General features: G+C 61.3%; 14 protein-coding genes. 10 read left to right on the forward strand and 4 right to left on the reverse strand.

What is annotated here, in order from left to right; genetic code table 11:
• Positions 1 to 9: 9 nt before the first annotated feature.
• Positions 10 to 1,314, forward strand: coding sequence for a guanine deaminase (gene guaD, locus A4C63_RS11620; protein ID WP_063912781.1), 1,305 nt, complete (start codon positions 10 to 12; stop codon positions 1,312 to 1,314).
• On the opposite strand, the gene aqpZ is transcribed toward guaD, so the two are convergent.
• Both aqpZ and A4C63_RS11630 read right to left on the reverse strand, forming a co-directional pair.
• A complete protein-coding gene (aqpZ, locus tag A4C63_RS11625) occupies positions 1,311 to 2,009 on the reverse strand; it encodes an aquaporin Z (RefSeq protein ID WP_063912782.1) in 699 nt (232 codons plus the stop codon). The two genes, guaD and aqpZ, sit on opposite strands and share 4 nt — an antisense overlap.
• Positions 2,010 to 2,245: 236 nt before the next feature.
• A complete protein-coding gene (locus A4C63_RS11630) occupies positions 2,246 to 3,001 on the reverse strand; it encodes a GntR family transcriptional regulator (protein ID WP_063912783.1) in 756 nt (251 codons plus the stop codon).
• Between the two features lie 282 nt (positions 3,002 to 3,283).
• Between A4C63_RS11630 and A4C63_RS11635 the strand changes: the two genes are divergently transcribed.
• Both A4C63_RS11635 and A4C63_RS11640 read left to right on the forward strand, forming a co-directional pair.
• Positions 3,284 to 4,633, forward strand: coding sequence for an NCS2 family permease (locus A4C63_RS11635; protein WP_063912784.1), 1,350 nt, complete (start codon positions 3,284 to 3,286; stop codon positions 4,631 to 4,633).
• Positions 4,634 to 4,832: 199 nt separating this feature from the next.
• On the forward strand, positions 4,833 to 5,600 hold the full coding sequence (locus A4C63_RS11640; RefSeq protein WP_063912785.1) for an RHS repeat-associated core domain-containing protein: 768 nt from the start codon (positions 4,833 to 4,835) through the stop codon (positions 5,598 to 5,600).
• Between the two features lie 60 nt (positions 5,601 to 5,660).
• Here the strand turns inward: A4C63_RS11640 and uraH are convergent, their stop codons facing one another.
• A complete protein-coding gene (gene uraH / locus A4C63_RS11645) occupies positions 5,661 to 6,014 on the reverse strand; it encodes a hydroxyisourate hydrolase (protein WP_003259496.1) in 354 nt (117 codons plus the stop codon).
• 397 nt (positions 6,015 to 6,411) lie between these two features.
• Between uraH and puuE the strand changes: the two genes are divergently transcribed.
• The 7 genes from puuE (at position 6,412) to A4C63_RS11680 (ending at position 13,420) form a co-directional block, all read left to right on the forward strand.
• Entirely contained in the window at positions 6,412 to 7,338 is a 927-nt protein-coding gene (gene puuE, locus A4C63_RS11650) for an allantoinase PuuE (protein WP_063912786.1), read from the forward strand.
• On the forward strand, positions 7,338 to 7,853 hold the full coding sequence (uraD, locus tag A4C63_RS11655) for a 2-oxo-4-hydroxy-4-carboxy-5-ureidoimidazoline decarboxylase (protein WP_025340030.1): 516 nt from the start codon (positions 7,338 to 7,340) through the stop codon (positions 7,851 to 7,853). Before puuE ends, uraD begins: the two co-directional genes overlap by 1 nt.
• Positions 7,854 to 7,905: 52 nt before the next feature.
• Positions 7,906 to 8,409: an ureidoglycolate lyase gene (locus A4C63_RS11660; protein ID WP_027921248.1), complete on the forward strand. Its 504-nt coding sequence runs from the start codon at positions 7,906 to 7,908 to the stop codon at positions 8,407 to 8,409.
• Positions 8,410 to 8,468: 59 nt separating this feature from the next.
• Complete coding sequence (locus A4C63_RS11665; RefSeq protein ID WP_063912787.1) at positions 8,469 to 9,797, forward strand: urate hydroxylase PuuD; 1,329 nt, start codon at positions 8,469 to 8,471, stop codon at positions 9,795 to 9,797.
• 210 nt (positions 9,798 to 10,007) lie between these two features.
• Positions 10,008 to 11,363 (forward strand): nucleobase:cation symporter-2 family protein, encoded by a 1,356-nt coding sequence (locus tag A4C63_RS11670; protein ID WP_063912788.1) that lies wholly within the window; start codon positions 10,008 to 10,010, stop codon positions 11,361 to 11,363.
• Between the two features lie 137 nt (positions 11,364 to 11,500).
• Positions 11,501 to 12,286: an outer membrane protein OmpK gene (locus A4C63_RS11675; RefSeq protein WP_063912789.1), complete on the forward strand. Its 786-nt coding sequence runs from the start codon at positions 11,501 to 11,503 to the stop codon at positions 12,284 to 12,286.
• A gap of 351 nt (positions 12,287 to 12,637) precedes the next feature.
• The gene (locus tag A4C63_RS11680; protein WP_063912790.1) at positions 12,638 to 13,420 is read left to right on the forward strand and encodes an outer membrane protein OmpK; all 783 of its coding nucleotides are present in this window, start codon (positions 12,638 to 12,640) and stop codon (positions 13,418 to 13,420) included.
• Positions 13,421 to 13,487: 67 nt separating this feature from the next.
• Here the strand turns inward: A4C63_RS11680 and A4C63_RS11685 are convergent, their stop codons facing one another.
• On the reverse strand, positions 13,488 to 13,802 hold the full coding sequence (locus tag A4C63_RS11685; protein WP_063912791.1) for a hypothetical protein: 315 nt from the start codon (positions 13,800 to 13,802) through the stop codon (positions 13,488 to 13,490).
• Positions 13,803 to 13,866: the final 64 nt, after the last annotated feature.

The following is a 13,866-nucleotide window of genomic DNA, read 5'->3' on the forward strand; positions in this document are numbered from 1 at the left end:
GAGTGTGTTATGACCGTTACCCGCAAAGCCTACCGTGCCGCCATCCTGCACAGCATCGCCGACCCGGCCGAGGTGGGCCTGGAGGCTTCCCATGAATACTTCGAGGACGGCCTGCTGGTGGTCGACGATGGCCGCATCCGCGCCGTTGGCCACGCCGCCGAACTGCTGCCGACCCTGGACGCCGATATCCCGGTCGAGCACTACCAGGACGCGCTGATCACCCCGGGCTTCATCGACACTCACATCCATTTCCCGCAGACCGGCATGATCGGCTCCTACGGCGAACAGCTGCTGGACTGGCTGAACACCTACACCTTCCCTTGCGAAAAGCAGTTCGCCGACAAGGATCACGCCGACCAGGTGGCGAAGATCTTCCTCAAGGAACTGCTGCGCAATGGCACCACCACCGCCCTGGTGTTCGGCAGCGTGCACCCGGAATCGGTCAATGCCCTGTTCGAAGAGGCCGAGCGCCTGGACCTGCGCCTGATCGCCGGCAAGGTAATGATGGACCGCAACGCTCCGGACTACCTGACCGACACCGCCGAGTCCGGCTATACCGAAAGCAAGGCACTGATCGAACGCTGGCATGGCAAGGGCCGCCTGCACTATGCAGTCACCCCGCGCTTCGCCCCGACCAGTACGCCTGAACAGCTGGCGCTGGCGGGCCAACTGCTCAAGGAGCACCCGGGCGTGTACATGCACACGCACCTGTCGGAAAACCTCAAGGAAATCGACTGGGTCAAGTCGCTGTTCCCCGAGCAGAAGGGTTACCTCGACGTATACGACCACTTCGAGCTGCTGGGCGAGCGCTCGGTGTTCGCCCATGGCGTGCACCTGTGCGATGACGAATGCCAGCGTCTGGCCGAAACCGGCTCGGCCGTGGCCTTCTGCCCCACCTCCAACCTGTTCCTCGGCAGCGGCCTGTTCAACCTGCCCCAGGCCGAGCGCTTCAAGGTCAACGTGGGCCTGGGCACCGACGTTGGCGCCGGCACCAGCTTCTCGCTGCTCAACACCCTGAACGAAGCGTACAAGGTGATGCAGTTGCAAGGCGCGCGCCTGCACCCTTACAAGTCACTGTACCTGGCCACCCTCGGCGGCGCCCGCGCGCTGCGCCTGGACGACCGCATCGGCAGCCTGCGCCCGGGTAACGATGCCGACTTCGTGGTGCTGGACTACAAGGCTACGCCACTGCTGGACTACCGCATCCAGCAGTCCAACAGCATCGAAGAAACCCTGTTCGTGCTGACCACCCTCGGCGACGACCGCATCGTGCGCGAAACCTACGCCGCAGGGCGTTGCGTGCATCAGCGCTAAGGTTCCTTTGCCAGGCCCCGGTACAGTGCGCCGCCGATCGCAGCACCAATCAGCGGCGCCACCCAGAACAGCCACAGCTGTTGCAGGGCCCAGCCACCGACGAACAAGGCCGGCCCCGTGCTACGTGCGGGGTTGACCGAGGTGTTGGTCACCGGGATCGAGATCAGGTGGATCAGGGTCAGGGCCAGGCCGATGGCGATCGGCGCAAAACCCGCCGGCGCCCGGGCGTCGGTGGCGCCCATGATCACCACCAGGAACATCGCCGTCATCACCACTTCACTGACAAAACCTGCCCCGAGCGTGTAGCCGCCAGGCGAGTGGTCGGCGTAGCCGTTCGAGGCCAATCCCGAAGACAGCTCGAAACCTGCCTTGCCGCTGGCGATGAGGTAGATCACACCCGCCGCCAGGATGGCGCCGATCACCTGGGCGATCACGTAGGGCAGCAGCTCTTTGGCCGGGAAGCGGCCGCCCACCACCAGCCCGAACGACACGGCGGGGTTGAGGTGACAACCGGAAATATGGCCGATGGCGAAGGCCATGGTCAGCACGGTGAGGCCGAAGGCGAAGGCGACACCGAGCACACCGATGCCGACGGGGGAACTGGCGGCGAGTACCGCACTGCCACAGCCACCAAGTACCAGCCAGAAGGTGCCGACCAGTTCGGCCCCCATGCGTTTACCGAGGGACATGCTCATGAATCCTTTCCTCAAGAAGTTGAACGCAACGGACGCGCAAGCCCAACTGCTTGATGAAGGTTTGCTCACAAGAATTTAGCAGACACCAGGCTAATGGCCAGAAATGGCTGGGGGCCGCTTCGCGCCCCATTCGCAGCACAAGGCTGCTCCTACAGAGGTTATGCGATCCCTGTAGGAGCAGCCTTGTGCTGCGAATGGGCTGCAAAGCAGCCCCCTTCAGTCAACCAGGCAAACGATCAACCCTTGGCAGAAACCTTGGGCTTTTTCAGCAGATGCGAGAACACCGCATGCAGATCGTCCGAGGCACTCTCCTCGTCCAGGTTCAGCTTGCTGTCGATGTGGTCCATGTGGTGCATCATCAGGCTCACCGCCTGCTCGGCATCACGCGCCTCGATGGCATCGATCAGCTGCATGTGCTCGTCATACGAGCAATGCGAGCGGTTGCCGCTTTCGTACTGGGCAATGATCAGCGAGGTCTGCGACACCAGGCTGCGCTGGAAGCTGACCAGCGGCGCATTACCCGCGGCCTCGGCCAGCTTGAGGTGGAATTCGCCGGAAAGACGAATGCCGGCACCGCGGTCACCACGGGAGAAGCTGTCGCGTTCCTCACGCACCATCTGCCGCAGCTCGTTGAGCTGCTCGACGGTAGCGTGCTGCACGGCCAGTTCGGTAATGGCCCGTTCGACCATGCGCCGCGAGAAGAACACCTGGCGAGCCTCTTCCACCGTCGGGCTGGCCACCACCGCGCCACGGTTCGGCCGCAACAGCACCACGCTTTCGTGGGCCAGGCGCGACAAGGCGCGGCGGATGATGGTGCGGCTGACGCCGAAGATCTCGCCCAGCGCTTCCTCGCTCAACTTGGTGCCCGGTGCCAGACGCTGCTCGAGGATCGCCTCGAAAATATGCGCGTAGACGATGTCGTCCTGGGTACCACTGCGGCCAGCCTTGCCGGCACGCGCAGGTTTCTTCAGAGGTTGCAGCTGTTCGTTCATGGGCTCTCGAGGCACGAAGGAAAGTATGGCGCCATTGTACACAGGCTGAGCCGTTTCTGCAGGTGGCCTTTTACCTATATAGCCGTTGTACGACGCATTGCGCACACAAAAGATAAAACATTATTTGCATTATTTGTACACAAAAGCATAATCCACCGAGCAACTTCTTGACCCACAAGTCAACAAACCGGTCAGACGTCTGCCTTCCCTCGCGGAGCCGCCAAGTGCATTGCGCAGGCCCATGGCTCCAGAACAACAAGAAAGACTTGAGGAGTACTCGCTGTGGAAAGCCGCAAATCCGAAGCCCCTACGCTGGATCTTGCCCCACCGCTCGAAACGAGCTGGCTGGAGCGGATTTTCAAACTCAAGCAACACGGCAGCACAGTCAAAACCGAAATGATCGCCGGGGTGACCACCTTCATCACCATGGCCTACATCATCTTCGTCAACCCTAACATCATGGCCGACGCCGGCATCGACCACGGTGCCGCCTTTGTCGCTACCTGCATCGCCGCCGCGCTGGGCTGCCTGCTGATGGGCCTGTACGCCAACTGGCCGGTGGGCCTGGCACCAGGCATGGGGCTTAACGCCTTCTTCACCTACACCGTGGTCGGCACCATGGGCTACAACTGGGAAACGGCACTGGGGGCGGTATTCGTCTCGGGCGTGCTGTTCATGTTCCTGACCTTGTCGAAAGTGCGCGAATGGTTGCTCAACAGCATCCCGGTCAGCCTGCGCCATGCCATGGGGGCCGGCGTCGGATTGTTTCTCGGGCTGATCGGCCTGAAGACGGCAGGCATCATCGTCGACAGCCCGGCCACCCTGATCAAGCTGGGCTCGCTGCATGAGCCGGGGCCGCTGCTGGCGGCCGTGTGCTTCCTGCTGATCGCCATCCTCAGCTACAAGCGGGTATTCGGCGCCATCCTGATCAGCATCATTGGCGTTACCCTGGCCGGGTGGGGCCTGGGCCTGGTGAAATTCGGCGGGGTGATGTCGATGCCGCCGAGCCTGGCACCGACCTGGATGGCCATGGATGTGGCCGGCGTGTTCAACGTCAGCATGATCAGCGTGGTGCTGGCGTTCCTGTTCGTGCACATGTTCGACACCGCCGGCACCCTGATGGGCGTGGCCCAGCGGGCCAACCTGGTGGCGCCGGATGGGCGGATTGAAAACCTGTCGCGGGCGTTGAAGGCGGACAGTGCTTCGAGCGTGTTCGGTGCCGTGGTGGGCGTGCCGCCGGTGACCAGCTATGTGGAAAGTGCTGCGGGTGTAGCGGCGGGCGGTCGTACTGGCCTGACTGCAGTGGTGGTCGGCCTGCTGTTCATCGCCGCGATGTTCTTCGCCCCGCTGGCCGGGATGATTCCAGCCTACGCGACGGCCGGCGCGCTTATTTACGTGGCAATGCTGATGATGGGCAGCATGGCGCACATCCACTGGGACGAAGCCACCGACAGCATTCCGGCGATCGTCACGGTGATCATGATGCCGCTGACCTTCTCGGTCGCCGATGGTATTGCCCTGGGCTTCATCAGCTATGTGGCGTTGAAGGCAGGTACCGGCAAGTACAAGGAAATCTCCGCCAGCCTGTGGGTGCTGTGCGCGATCTTCATTGCCAAGTTCGTGTTCCTCTGAACCTCACTGCACCAGACAAGGGCGCTTCGGCGCCCTTTTGTCCTCCCCGGCGCGGCCCCCTGTGGGAGCGGCCTTGCGCAGCCCTTTCGCGACGCAAGGCCGCTCTCACATTGACCGCGTCAGGCTGATATTTCTGTCAGGTGCAAGGTGCGCAGGGGCTTGATACAAATGCTACCGAATACGAGTGGAGGCTGGCCCAATGCGAGATTCGACAAAGTCCGCCCGCGCCTATGCACCTTTTGGTCACGCTACGCCCGCCAACAACCTGCTGGGTTTCAATGGCGAAATTCAACACGTCATTAGCGGTCTTTACCCGCTGGGTAACGGCCATCGCATGTACAGCCCGACGCTGCAGAGGTTCCACAGCCCTGACACCCAGGCCCCCTTCAACCGAGGCGGGATAAACCACTATGCCTACTGTGGCAACGACCCGGTCAACTGGCGGGACCCAAGCGGGAAATGGCGACAGCTCGTGAAAACTGCGCTGAAGATTGCAGTGGGTGGCGGCGCTGCGGCAGCAGGCAAGATGAGCGCAGAGTTTGTCGGCGATGTGTACACGACAGGCAAGCATGCACTGACGCGAGGGCCAGTACCGCAGCACGAGTTCCCCCTGGAACGAACCACCCTCATGCAAAACGCCAATCAGGCTAGACGACCGTTCAACGACTCGGTAAACGGCGTCAACTTCAATCTGGCGACCTGGGGTGATGCCTCGCTGACCGAGCGCCAGGCCCGGTACTACATTGACGGGACCTGGTCGGACCAGAGCAATACCACCCTTTACGGTTACAGCGCTGCAGGCTGGCTCATTGGCTTCGCCAAAACCCGTCAACCCGGCACCTTGACCGGGGCCCTGTTCAATGCTGCGGGCGCGGCCGGCGCAGGCGTCCTGGACCATGTGAGCTACAAGACCGGAAGCATGCTGACACAAGACTTCACGCGACAAACCGCGTCAATCCGACAATAAAAAAAGCCCGCCAGTGTGAGAGCGGGCCAAAGGACCTACGAAGATTCTTCTAGCGACCAACTAGCTTCCACGATAGGTCGAATAGCTGTACGGCGAGATCAGCAGCGGCACGTGGTAGTGCTCCTGCTGCTCGTCGATGCCAAAGCGCAGCACGACAACATCCAGAAACGCCTGGGCCGGCAGTTGCACGCCACGGGCGCGATAGTAGTCGCCAGCACTGAACTGCAGTTGATAAACACCCGTGCGGTAGTCGTCCCCCTGCAGCAGCGGCGCGTCGACGCGGCCATCGCTGTTGGTCAGGGCGGTGTTCACCAGCTCCAGCTGCTGGCCTTCGACACGGTACAGCTCGACCTTGATCGAGCTGCCCGGGCAGCCATGCGCGGCATCCAGTACGTGTGTGGTCAAACGTCCCATTGCTTGTCGCCTCTTGTTCAATCTGTGGGCAAAAAATACACGGCCATCATCACGCCAAAGGGCCTGCGATGTGCGGGAATGCCCCATTAAGACATTCCATCGCAAAATTGTACACAATTTTTTGATCCCTTCTGTCACGACCCAGGTTTCATGCCCATAAACGACCCATCGGTCGCAAATGCAGGCACCTGGGCGATCCCGATGTCATTTGCTGACCAATCAGGCAGGTTTCTTGCACTGTTTTTCCAGGTCGCTGCAAGGCGACAAAAGGGAAGAAATGCGGAAAAACAGGCTTACAAAAGATTTCAGAAGTTGTATACAATCAGCCCATCCGGTGGTGCGACATCCCGACGCGGCCCGCCCACCCCCGCACAAACGCACAAGAAGGAAGACTGCAGTGAGCGCTGACTACCCTCGCGACCTGATCGGTTACGGCAACAACCCTCCTCACCCGCAATGGCCGGGCAACGCTCGCATCGCGCTGTCTTTCGTCCTCAACTACGAGGAAGGTGGCGAACGCAACATCCTGCACGGAGACAAGGAGTCCGAAGCATTCCTCTCTGAAATGGTCGCCGCCCAGCCATTGCAGGGCGTGCGCAACATGAGCATGGAATCGCTGTACGAGTACGGCAGCCGCGCCGGTGTGTGGCGCCTGCTGAAGCTGTTCAAGGACAGCGGCGTGCCGCTGACCATCTTCGCCGTGGCCATGGCCGCCCAGCGCCACCCCGACGTGATCCGCGCCATGGCCCAGGCCGGCCATGAAATCTGCAGCCACGGCTACCGCTGGATCGACTACCAGTACATGGACGAGGCCCAGGAGCGCGAGCACATGCTCGAAGCCATCCGCATCCTCACCGAAATCACCGGCGAGCGCCCGCTGGGCTGGTACACCGGCCGCACCGGCCCGAACACCCGTCGCCTGGTGATGGAGGAAGGCGGCTTCCTGTACGACAGCGACACCTATGACGACGACCTGCCCTACTGGGAGCCGAACAACCCTACCGGCAAGCCGCACCTGGTGATCCCTTACACCCTGGACACCAACGACATGCGCTTCACCCAGGTACAGGGTTTCAACTGCGGCGAGCAGTTCTTCCAGTACCTGAAGGACGCCTTCGATGTGCTGTACGCCGAAGGTGCCGAGGCACCGAAGATGCTGTCCATCGGCCTGCACTGCCGCCTGGTCGGCCGCCCGGCGCGCCTGGCCGCACTGAAGCGTTTCGTCGACTACGCCAAGAGCCATGAGCAGGTCTGGTTCGCCCGTCGCGTGGACATCGCCCGCCACTGGCACACCACCCACCCGTACAAGAAAGAGAATGCCTGATGACCGCCTTCAACACCCTCAAGCCATCCGCCCTGGGCCGTGACGCCTTCGTCAAGGCCTTCGCCGACATCTACGAGCACTCGCCGTGGGTAGCCGAAAAAGCCTATGACCTGGGCCAACTGGGCGAATTGGACGAGATCGAGGCGCTGCACCAGCGCATGAGCGACATCCTGCTCAGTGCCAACCACGCCGACCAGCTGGCGCTGATCAACGCTCACCCGGACCTGGCCGGCAAGGCCGCCATCCAGGGCGAGCTGACCGAATCGAGCACCAATGAGCAGGCCGGCGCCGGTATTCACCAGTGCACTGCCGAGGAATTCGCCCGTTTCACCGAGCTGAACGACGCCTACAAGGCCAAGTTCCAGTTCCCGTTCATCATGGCGGTAAAAGGCAGCAACCGGCACCAGATCCTCGCCTCCTTCGAAAAACGCATCCACAACGATGCCGATGCCGAATTCAAGGAAGCCCTGGCGCAAATCAACCTGATCGCCCTGTTCCGCCTGCTGCAGCTGTAAGCAACAGCCGAACCCTATTTTCAGAAAAACGAACAACAGAAGAGATAACCGCATGCGCACCCTGATGATCGAGCCCCTGACCAAAGAAGCCTTCGCCCCCTTCGGAGACGTGATCGAAACCGATGGCAGCGACCACTTCATGATCAACAACGGCTCGACCATGCGCTTCCACAAGCTCGCCACGGTCGAAACCGCCGAGCCTGAAGACAAGGCGATCATCAGCATCTTCCGCGCCGACGCGCAGGACATGCCGCTGACCGTGCGCATGCTTGAACGCCATCCGCTGGGCAGCCAGGCTTTCATCCCGCTGCTCGGCAACCCCTTTCTGATCGTGGTCGCGCCAGTTGGCGATGCACCTGTATCAGGCTTGGTCCGCGCCTTCCGCAGCAACGGCAGGCAGGGCGTTAATTACCATCGCGGCGTCTGGCACCACCCGGTGCTGACGATCGAAAAGCGGGATGACTTCCTGGTGGTTGATCGCAGTGGTTCCGGCAACAACTGCGACGAGCATTACTTCACCGAGGAACAGATGCTGATCCTCAATCCCCACCAATAAGAAAAGGTCGGTCATTCAAGGGCATCGCCCGAGCGGGTGACCGGCAAGAGGTACATACTGTGGAAGCACACCTTCACGAATGGCTGAACCTGAGCATTCGCTGGGTTCACATGATCACCGGCGTAGCCTGGATCGGTGCATCGTTCTACTTCGTCTGGCTGGAGAACCACCTGAACCGAAGCAACCCGCGCGATGGGTTGTCGGGTGATCTCTGGGCAATTCACGGCGGTGGTATCTACCACCTGGAGAAATACAAGCTCGCCCCCCCGAAAATGCCCGAGAACCTGCACTGGTTCAAATGGGAAGCCTACTTCACCTGGATGTCCGGTATCGCCCTGCTGTGCGTGGTGTTCTACTGGAACCCGGCCCTGTACCTGCTGGCCCCTGGCAGCACCCTTAGCGGTGCCGAAGGCGTGGCCATCGGTATCGGCTCGCTGATCGCCGGCTGGTTCATCTACGACTTCCTGTGCGACTCGCCCTTGGGCAAGAAGCCAGCGCTGCTCGGTGCCGTACTGTTCGTGCTGATCATCGCCGCATGCTGGGGCTTCAGCCTGGTGTTCAGCGGCCGTGGTGCATACCTGCACACCGGCGCGATCATCGGCACCATCATGGTCGGTAACGTGTTCCGCATCATCATGCCGGCCCAGCGCCAGCTGGTGGCGGCGATCGAGAACAACCAGACGCCCGACCCGGTACTGCCGGCCAAGGGCCTGCTGCGCTCGCGCCACAACAACTACTTCACCCTGCCGGTGCTGTTCATCATGATCAGCAACCACTTCCCGAGCACCTACGGTAGCCAGTACAACTGGCTGATCCTGGCCGGTATCGCTGTAGCCGCGGTCCTGATCCGCCACTACTTCAACACCCGCCACGACAGCAACAAGTACGCCTGGACCCTGCCGGTCGGCGCCCTGGCGATGATCTGCCTGGCCTACGTCACCGGTCCAAAACCGATGGCCGTGAGCCCTGAGCAAGCCGCAGCGAAGATCGAGTACCAGCCACTGCCCGCGACCGCAGTAGGTGGCAAGACCGCTGCCGAGCAACGCGCCGAGGACGCCGCCAAGGCTGCCGCAGCGCCTGCCGCGCCGGCTGAAGCCCCTGCCCAGGCCACGGCCCAGGCTGGCGGCGAGAGCTTCGACAAGATCCACAATGTCATCCAGGAACGCTGCACCGTGTGCCACTCGTCCAAGCCGACCAGCCCACTGTTCAGCGCCGCCCCTGCCGGCGTGATGTTCGACACCCCGCAGCAGATCCAGGCCCAGGCCGCGCGCATCCAGGCGCAAGCGGTCGCCAGCCAGATCATGCCGCTGGGCAACATCACCCAGATGACCACCGAAGAGCGCAAGCTCGTCGGCGACTGGATCGCCAAAGGCGCCCCGGTCAACTGAAACACAATGGTCGGGATAACACCGCTCCCTGTGGGAGCGGGTTCACCCGCGAAGAGGCCGGCAATCCCGGCCTCGAACTTGAAGATTCACGCAACAAGCAAGCATCGAGCGTTCAGCGTCAGGCGGGAACCCCAGGCTCTCTTCACCGGGAGCCTGCCGCCTGGCGCTGCCGCTTGGATCCGAGAATAAAAACAAAACTCGAGGTGCTGCATGTCCGAGTCACGCAAGGCGTACATCCCAGTTGCGCCGCCGCGCGAGCCCTTGCCCCTGTTCCAACTGATCCTGGTTGGCCTGCAACACGTTCTGCTGATGTACGGCGGCGCGATCGCCGTGCCGTTGATCATCGGCCAGGCCGCCGGGTTGTCCCGTGAAGAAGTCGCTTTCCTGATCAACGCCGACCTGCTGGTCGCCGGCGTCGCTACCATCATCCAGTCATTCGGCATCGGCCCGGTGGGCATCCGCATGCCGGTGATGATGGGTGCCAGTTTCGCTGCCGTCGGCAGCATGGTAGCCATGGCCGGCATGCCCGGCGTGGGCCTGCAGGGAATCTTCGGCGCGACCATCGCCGCCGGGTTCTTCGGCATGCTGATCGCGCCGTTCATGTCCAAGGTCGTACGCTTCTTCCCGCCACTGGTCACCGGCACGGTGATCACCTCGATTGGCCTGTCGCTGTTCCCGGTGGCAGTCAACTGGGCCGGTGGCGGCCACCAGGCAGACACCTTCGGCTCGCCGATCTACCTGCTGGTGGCCGGCCTGGTGCTGGCGGTAATCCTGCTGATCAACCGTTTCATGCGCGGCTTCTGGGTCAACGTGTCGGTGCTGGTGGGCATGGGCCTGGGCTACATCCTGGCCGGTTCCATCGGCATGGTCGACCTGTCGGGCCTGAACGACGCACCGTGGCTGCAAGTGGTGACCCCACTGCACTTCGGCATGCCGACCTTCAGCCTGGCGCCGATCCTGTCCATGTGCCTGGTGGTGGTGATCATCTTCGTCGAGTCCACCGGCATGTTCCTGGCCCTGGGCAAGGTGACCGATCGTGAAGTGACCCCTGGGATGCTGCGTCGCGGCCTGCTGTGCGATGCCGGTGCGTCGTTCATCGCCGGCTTCTTCAACACCTTCACCCACTCCTCGTTCGCCCAGAACATCGGCCTGGTGCAGATGACCGGGGTGCGCTGCCGCTATGTCACCATCGTGGCCGGTGCGCTGCTGATCCTGCTCAGCCTGTTGCCCAAGGCGGCCTTCCTGATTGCCTCGATCCCGCCTGCGGTACTGGGCGGCGCGTCCATCGCCATGTTCGGCATGGTCACCGCCACCGGGATCAAGATTCTCCAGGAGGCGGACATCGGCGACCGTCGCAACCAGCTGCTGGTTGCGGTGAGCGTCGGTTTCGGGTTGATCCCCGTGGTGCGACCGGAGTTCTTCGCCCAGATGCCGCAGTGGATGGAACCCATCACCCACAGTGGCATCGCCATGGCCACGGTCAGTGCCCTGGTGTTGAACGTACTGTTCAACATCCTGGGTGGCGCCGACCGCGCGGCGCATAACGAAGTCTGTCACCAGCATTGAGCAAAGGGGGCGGCGCACTGTCGCCCCCGCCTCGACCTCGCCGTAAACGCTGCACCGTCGGCCCGCCGGAATGGGCCGTCCGGGGCGCCTGCGCGCCAAAAAAATCCAACAAAAACAATAAGTCCGGGAACCACAACATGAAACGCATCACCTCGTCCCTCTTGCTGGGCAGCAGCCTGCTGGCCACCCTCCCCGCCCACGCTGGCGAATGGTTGCAGTGGCATGGCGAAAGCCTGACCTACCTGTACGGCAAGGACTTCAAGGTCAACCCTCGCATCCAGCAGACGGTAACCTTCGAGCACGCCAACAAATGGAAGTACGGCGACACCTTCATGTTCGTCGACAAGGTCTTCTACAACGGCAAGCCCGACCCGGGCAAAGGCGTGACCAGCTACTACGGCGAGTTCAGCCCACGCCTGTCGTTCGGCAAGATCTTCGACCAGAAGCTGGCATTCGGCCCGATCAAGGATGTGCTGCTGGCCATGACCTACGAGCGTGGCGAGGGCGACAACGAGGCCTACCTGATCGGCCCCGGCTTCGACCTGGACATCCCCGGTTTCAACTACTTCACCCTCAATTTCTACCTGCGCAACACCGAAGGCAGCCGCCCCGGTGACAACGTCTGGCAGATCACCCCGGCCTTCTCATACACCATCCCGGTGGGCAAGTCCGACATTCTGATCGACGGTTACATGGATTGGGTGGTCGACAACGACCAGACCCGACGTGGCACCTACCATGCCAACCTGCAGTTCAACCCACAGGTCAAGTACGACCTGGGCAAAGCCCTGAACCTGGGCGCCAAGCAGCTGTACGTGGGCATCGAGTACAGCTACTGGAAGGACAAGTACGGCATCGACAGCCAAGGCAAGATCGACAGTAACCAGAGCGTCACCAGCGCCCTGATCAAGGTACACTTCTAGAAAACTGACCAAACGCACAAGTTTGATCCACCCCGCTCCAGGACGGAGCACTTGAGGCAAGGCGCGCAAGCCAGTAATCTGCGCGCCCCCTCGATCAGGGCAGAAGGGATTCTGCCTGCGTTTACTGACCGCTCAGTCAATGAATACGGGCGGTTGGCCAACGTGTTGCCAGCCTGAAATACCCTTTTCATCCGTTCAGAACGAAGTCGAGCAGGAAGGTTTTGCCAGCCCAGGAAAGTTGGCTCAACCCTTGCCAAACAGCTGTGGCCTATCGAAAAAAGCTGACTCGAAAGACAAAAAGCGCCAACAACAAGCGCTGACAATAGATCAATCAAGGGAGCGACACTCGCAATGCGTACCATCAACAGCCTGATCCTCGCCGGCGGCCTGCTGGCCTGTGGCACCACCTTCGGCGGCGACCTGCTGCAATGGCAGAACAACAGCCTGACCTACCTGTGGGGCAAGAACTTCAAGGTCAACCCGTCGATCCAGCAAACCGTAACCTTCGAGCACGCCGATGGCTGGAAGTACGGCGATAACTTCATCTTTGTCGACAAGATCTTCTACCAAGGCCAGAAAGATGCAGGCAATGGCCCGAACACCTATTACGGCGAAATCAGCCCGCGCCTGTCGTTCGGCAAGATCTTCGACCAGAAGCTGGCGTTCGGCCCGGTCAAGGACGTGCTGCTGGCGATGACCTACGAGTTCGGCGAAGGTGATACCGAGTCGTACCTGATCGGCCCTGGCTTCGACCTGGACATCCCTGGCTTCGACTACTTCCAGCTGAACTTCTACAACCGCACCACCGACGGCAGCCGCGCCGGCGACAACGTGTGGCAGATCACCCCGGTGTGGTCGTACACCATTCCGGTCGGTTCGTCCGACGTGCTGATCGACGGTTTCATGGACTGGGTGGTGGACAACGACGAGAACCGCCACGGCACCTACCAGGCCAACCTGCACTTCAACCCGCAGATCAAGTATGACCTGGGCAAGGCCTTGCACCTGGGCGAGAAGCAGTTGTATGTGGGTGTGGAGTACGACTACTGGAAGAACAAGTACGGAATCAAGGACAGCGATGCCTTCACGACGGACCAGAACACCATGAGTTTCCTGGTAAAAGTGCACTTCTGATGCGCTGAATCGTGACAGCGCGCGGGTTTGTCCACGCGCTGTCACGCCCATTCTTGTAAGAACTTTCCTATAACTTAGTAAGATTAATCTTACTTGCGCCAAAACTTGTCTTAAAAGTCAACGCAAGCACGCACGGCACCAGCACGCCAAACAGCAACAGCCCCAGTTCCACCTGCCAGTGTTCAAGCACGCGCAAGATATCCAGCACCAGCATGATGCTGCTGATCGCCAACACCAGGCCGAACATCGCGCAGCACTTGTACAGAGCCTCCACCCCCGCCCCGCGCAACAGCAACCACAGACCTACGGTAGCCCAGGCCAGGGCCGTGCATAGGTAAAGCGCCAGGTGGTAGACATCATAAGTCAACACTTTTCCAAACATGACTTCGCCTCCCGACCTGCAGAAAAAACCAGAGCACTTACTATAAGGCTTAAATTCCGTTCAG

Source organism: Pseudomonas sp. p21 (genome assembly GCF_001642705.1).
In the GTDB taxonomy this organism is placed as follows: domain Bacteria; phylum Pseudomonadota; class Gammaproteobacteria; order Pseudomonadales; family Pseudomonadaceae; genus Aquipseudomonas.

Bases quoted from the DNA above. Each gene is read 5' to 3' on its own strand.
- A4C63_RS11660 (WP_027921248.1), top strand. From the start codon at position 7,906: ATGCGCACCCTGATGATCGAGCCCCTGACCAAAGAAGCCTTCGCCCCC.
- A4C63_RS11630 (WP_063912783.1), bottom strand. From the start codon at position 3,001: ATGAACGAACAGCTGCAACCTCTGAAGAAACCTGCGCGTGCCGGCAAG.
- A4C63_RS11640 (WP_063912785.1), top strand. From the start codon at position 4,833: ATGCGAGATTCGACAAAGTCCGCCCGCGCCTATGCACCTTTTGGTCAC.
- aqpZ (WP_063912782.1), bottom strand. From the start codon at position 2,009: ATGAGCATGTCCCTCGGTAAACGCATGGGGGCCGAACTGGTCGGCACC.
- A4C63_RS11685 (WP_063912791.1), bottom strand. From the start codon at position 13,802: ATGTTTGGAAAAGTGTTGACTTATGATGTCTACCACCTGGCGCTTTAC.
- uraH (WP_003259496.1), bottom strand. From the start codon at position 6,014: ATGGGACGTTTGACCACACACGTACTGGATGCCGCGCATGGCTGCCCG.
- guaD (WP_063912781.1), top strand. From the start codon at position 10: ATGACCGTTACCCGCAAAGCCTACCGTGCCGCCATCCTGCACAGCATC.
- A4C63_RS11670 (WP_063912788.1), top strand. From the start codon at position 10,008: ATGTCCGAGTCACGCAAGGCGTACATCCCAGTTGCGCCGCCGCGCGAG.
- A4C63_RS11675 (WP_063912789.1), top strand. From the start codon at position 11,501: ATGAAACGCATCACCTCGTCCCTCTTGCTGGGCAGCAGCCTGCTGGCC.
- uraD (WP_025340030.1), top strand. From the start codon at position 7,338: ATGACCGCCTTCAACACCCTCAAGCCATCCGCCCTGGGCCGTGACGCC.
- A4C63_RS11680 (WP_063912790.1), top strand. From the start codon at position 12,638: ATGCGTACCATCAACAGCCTGATCCTCGCCGGCGGCCTGCTGGCCTGT.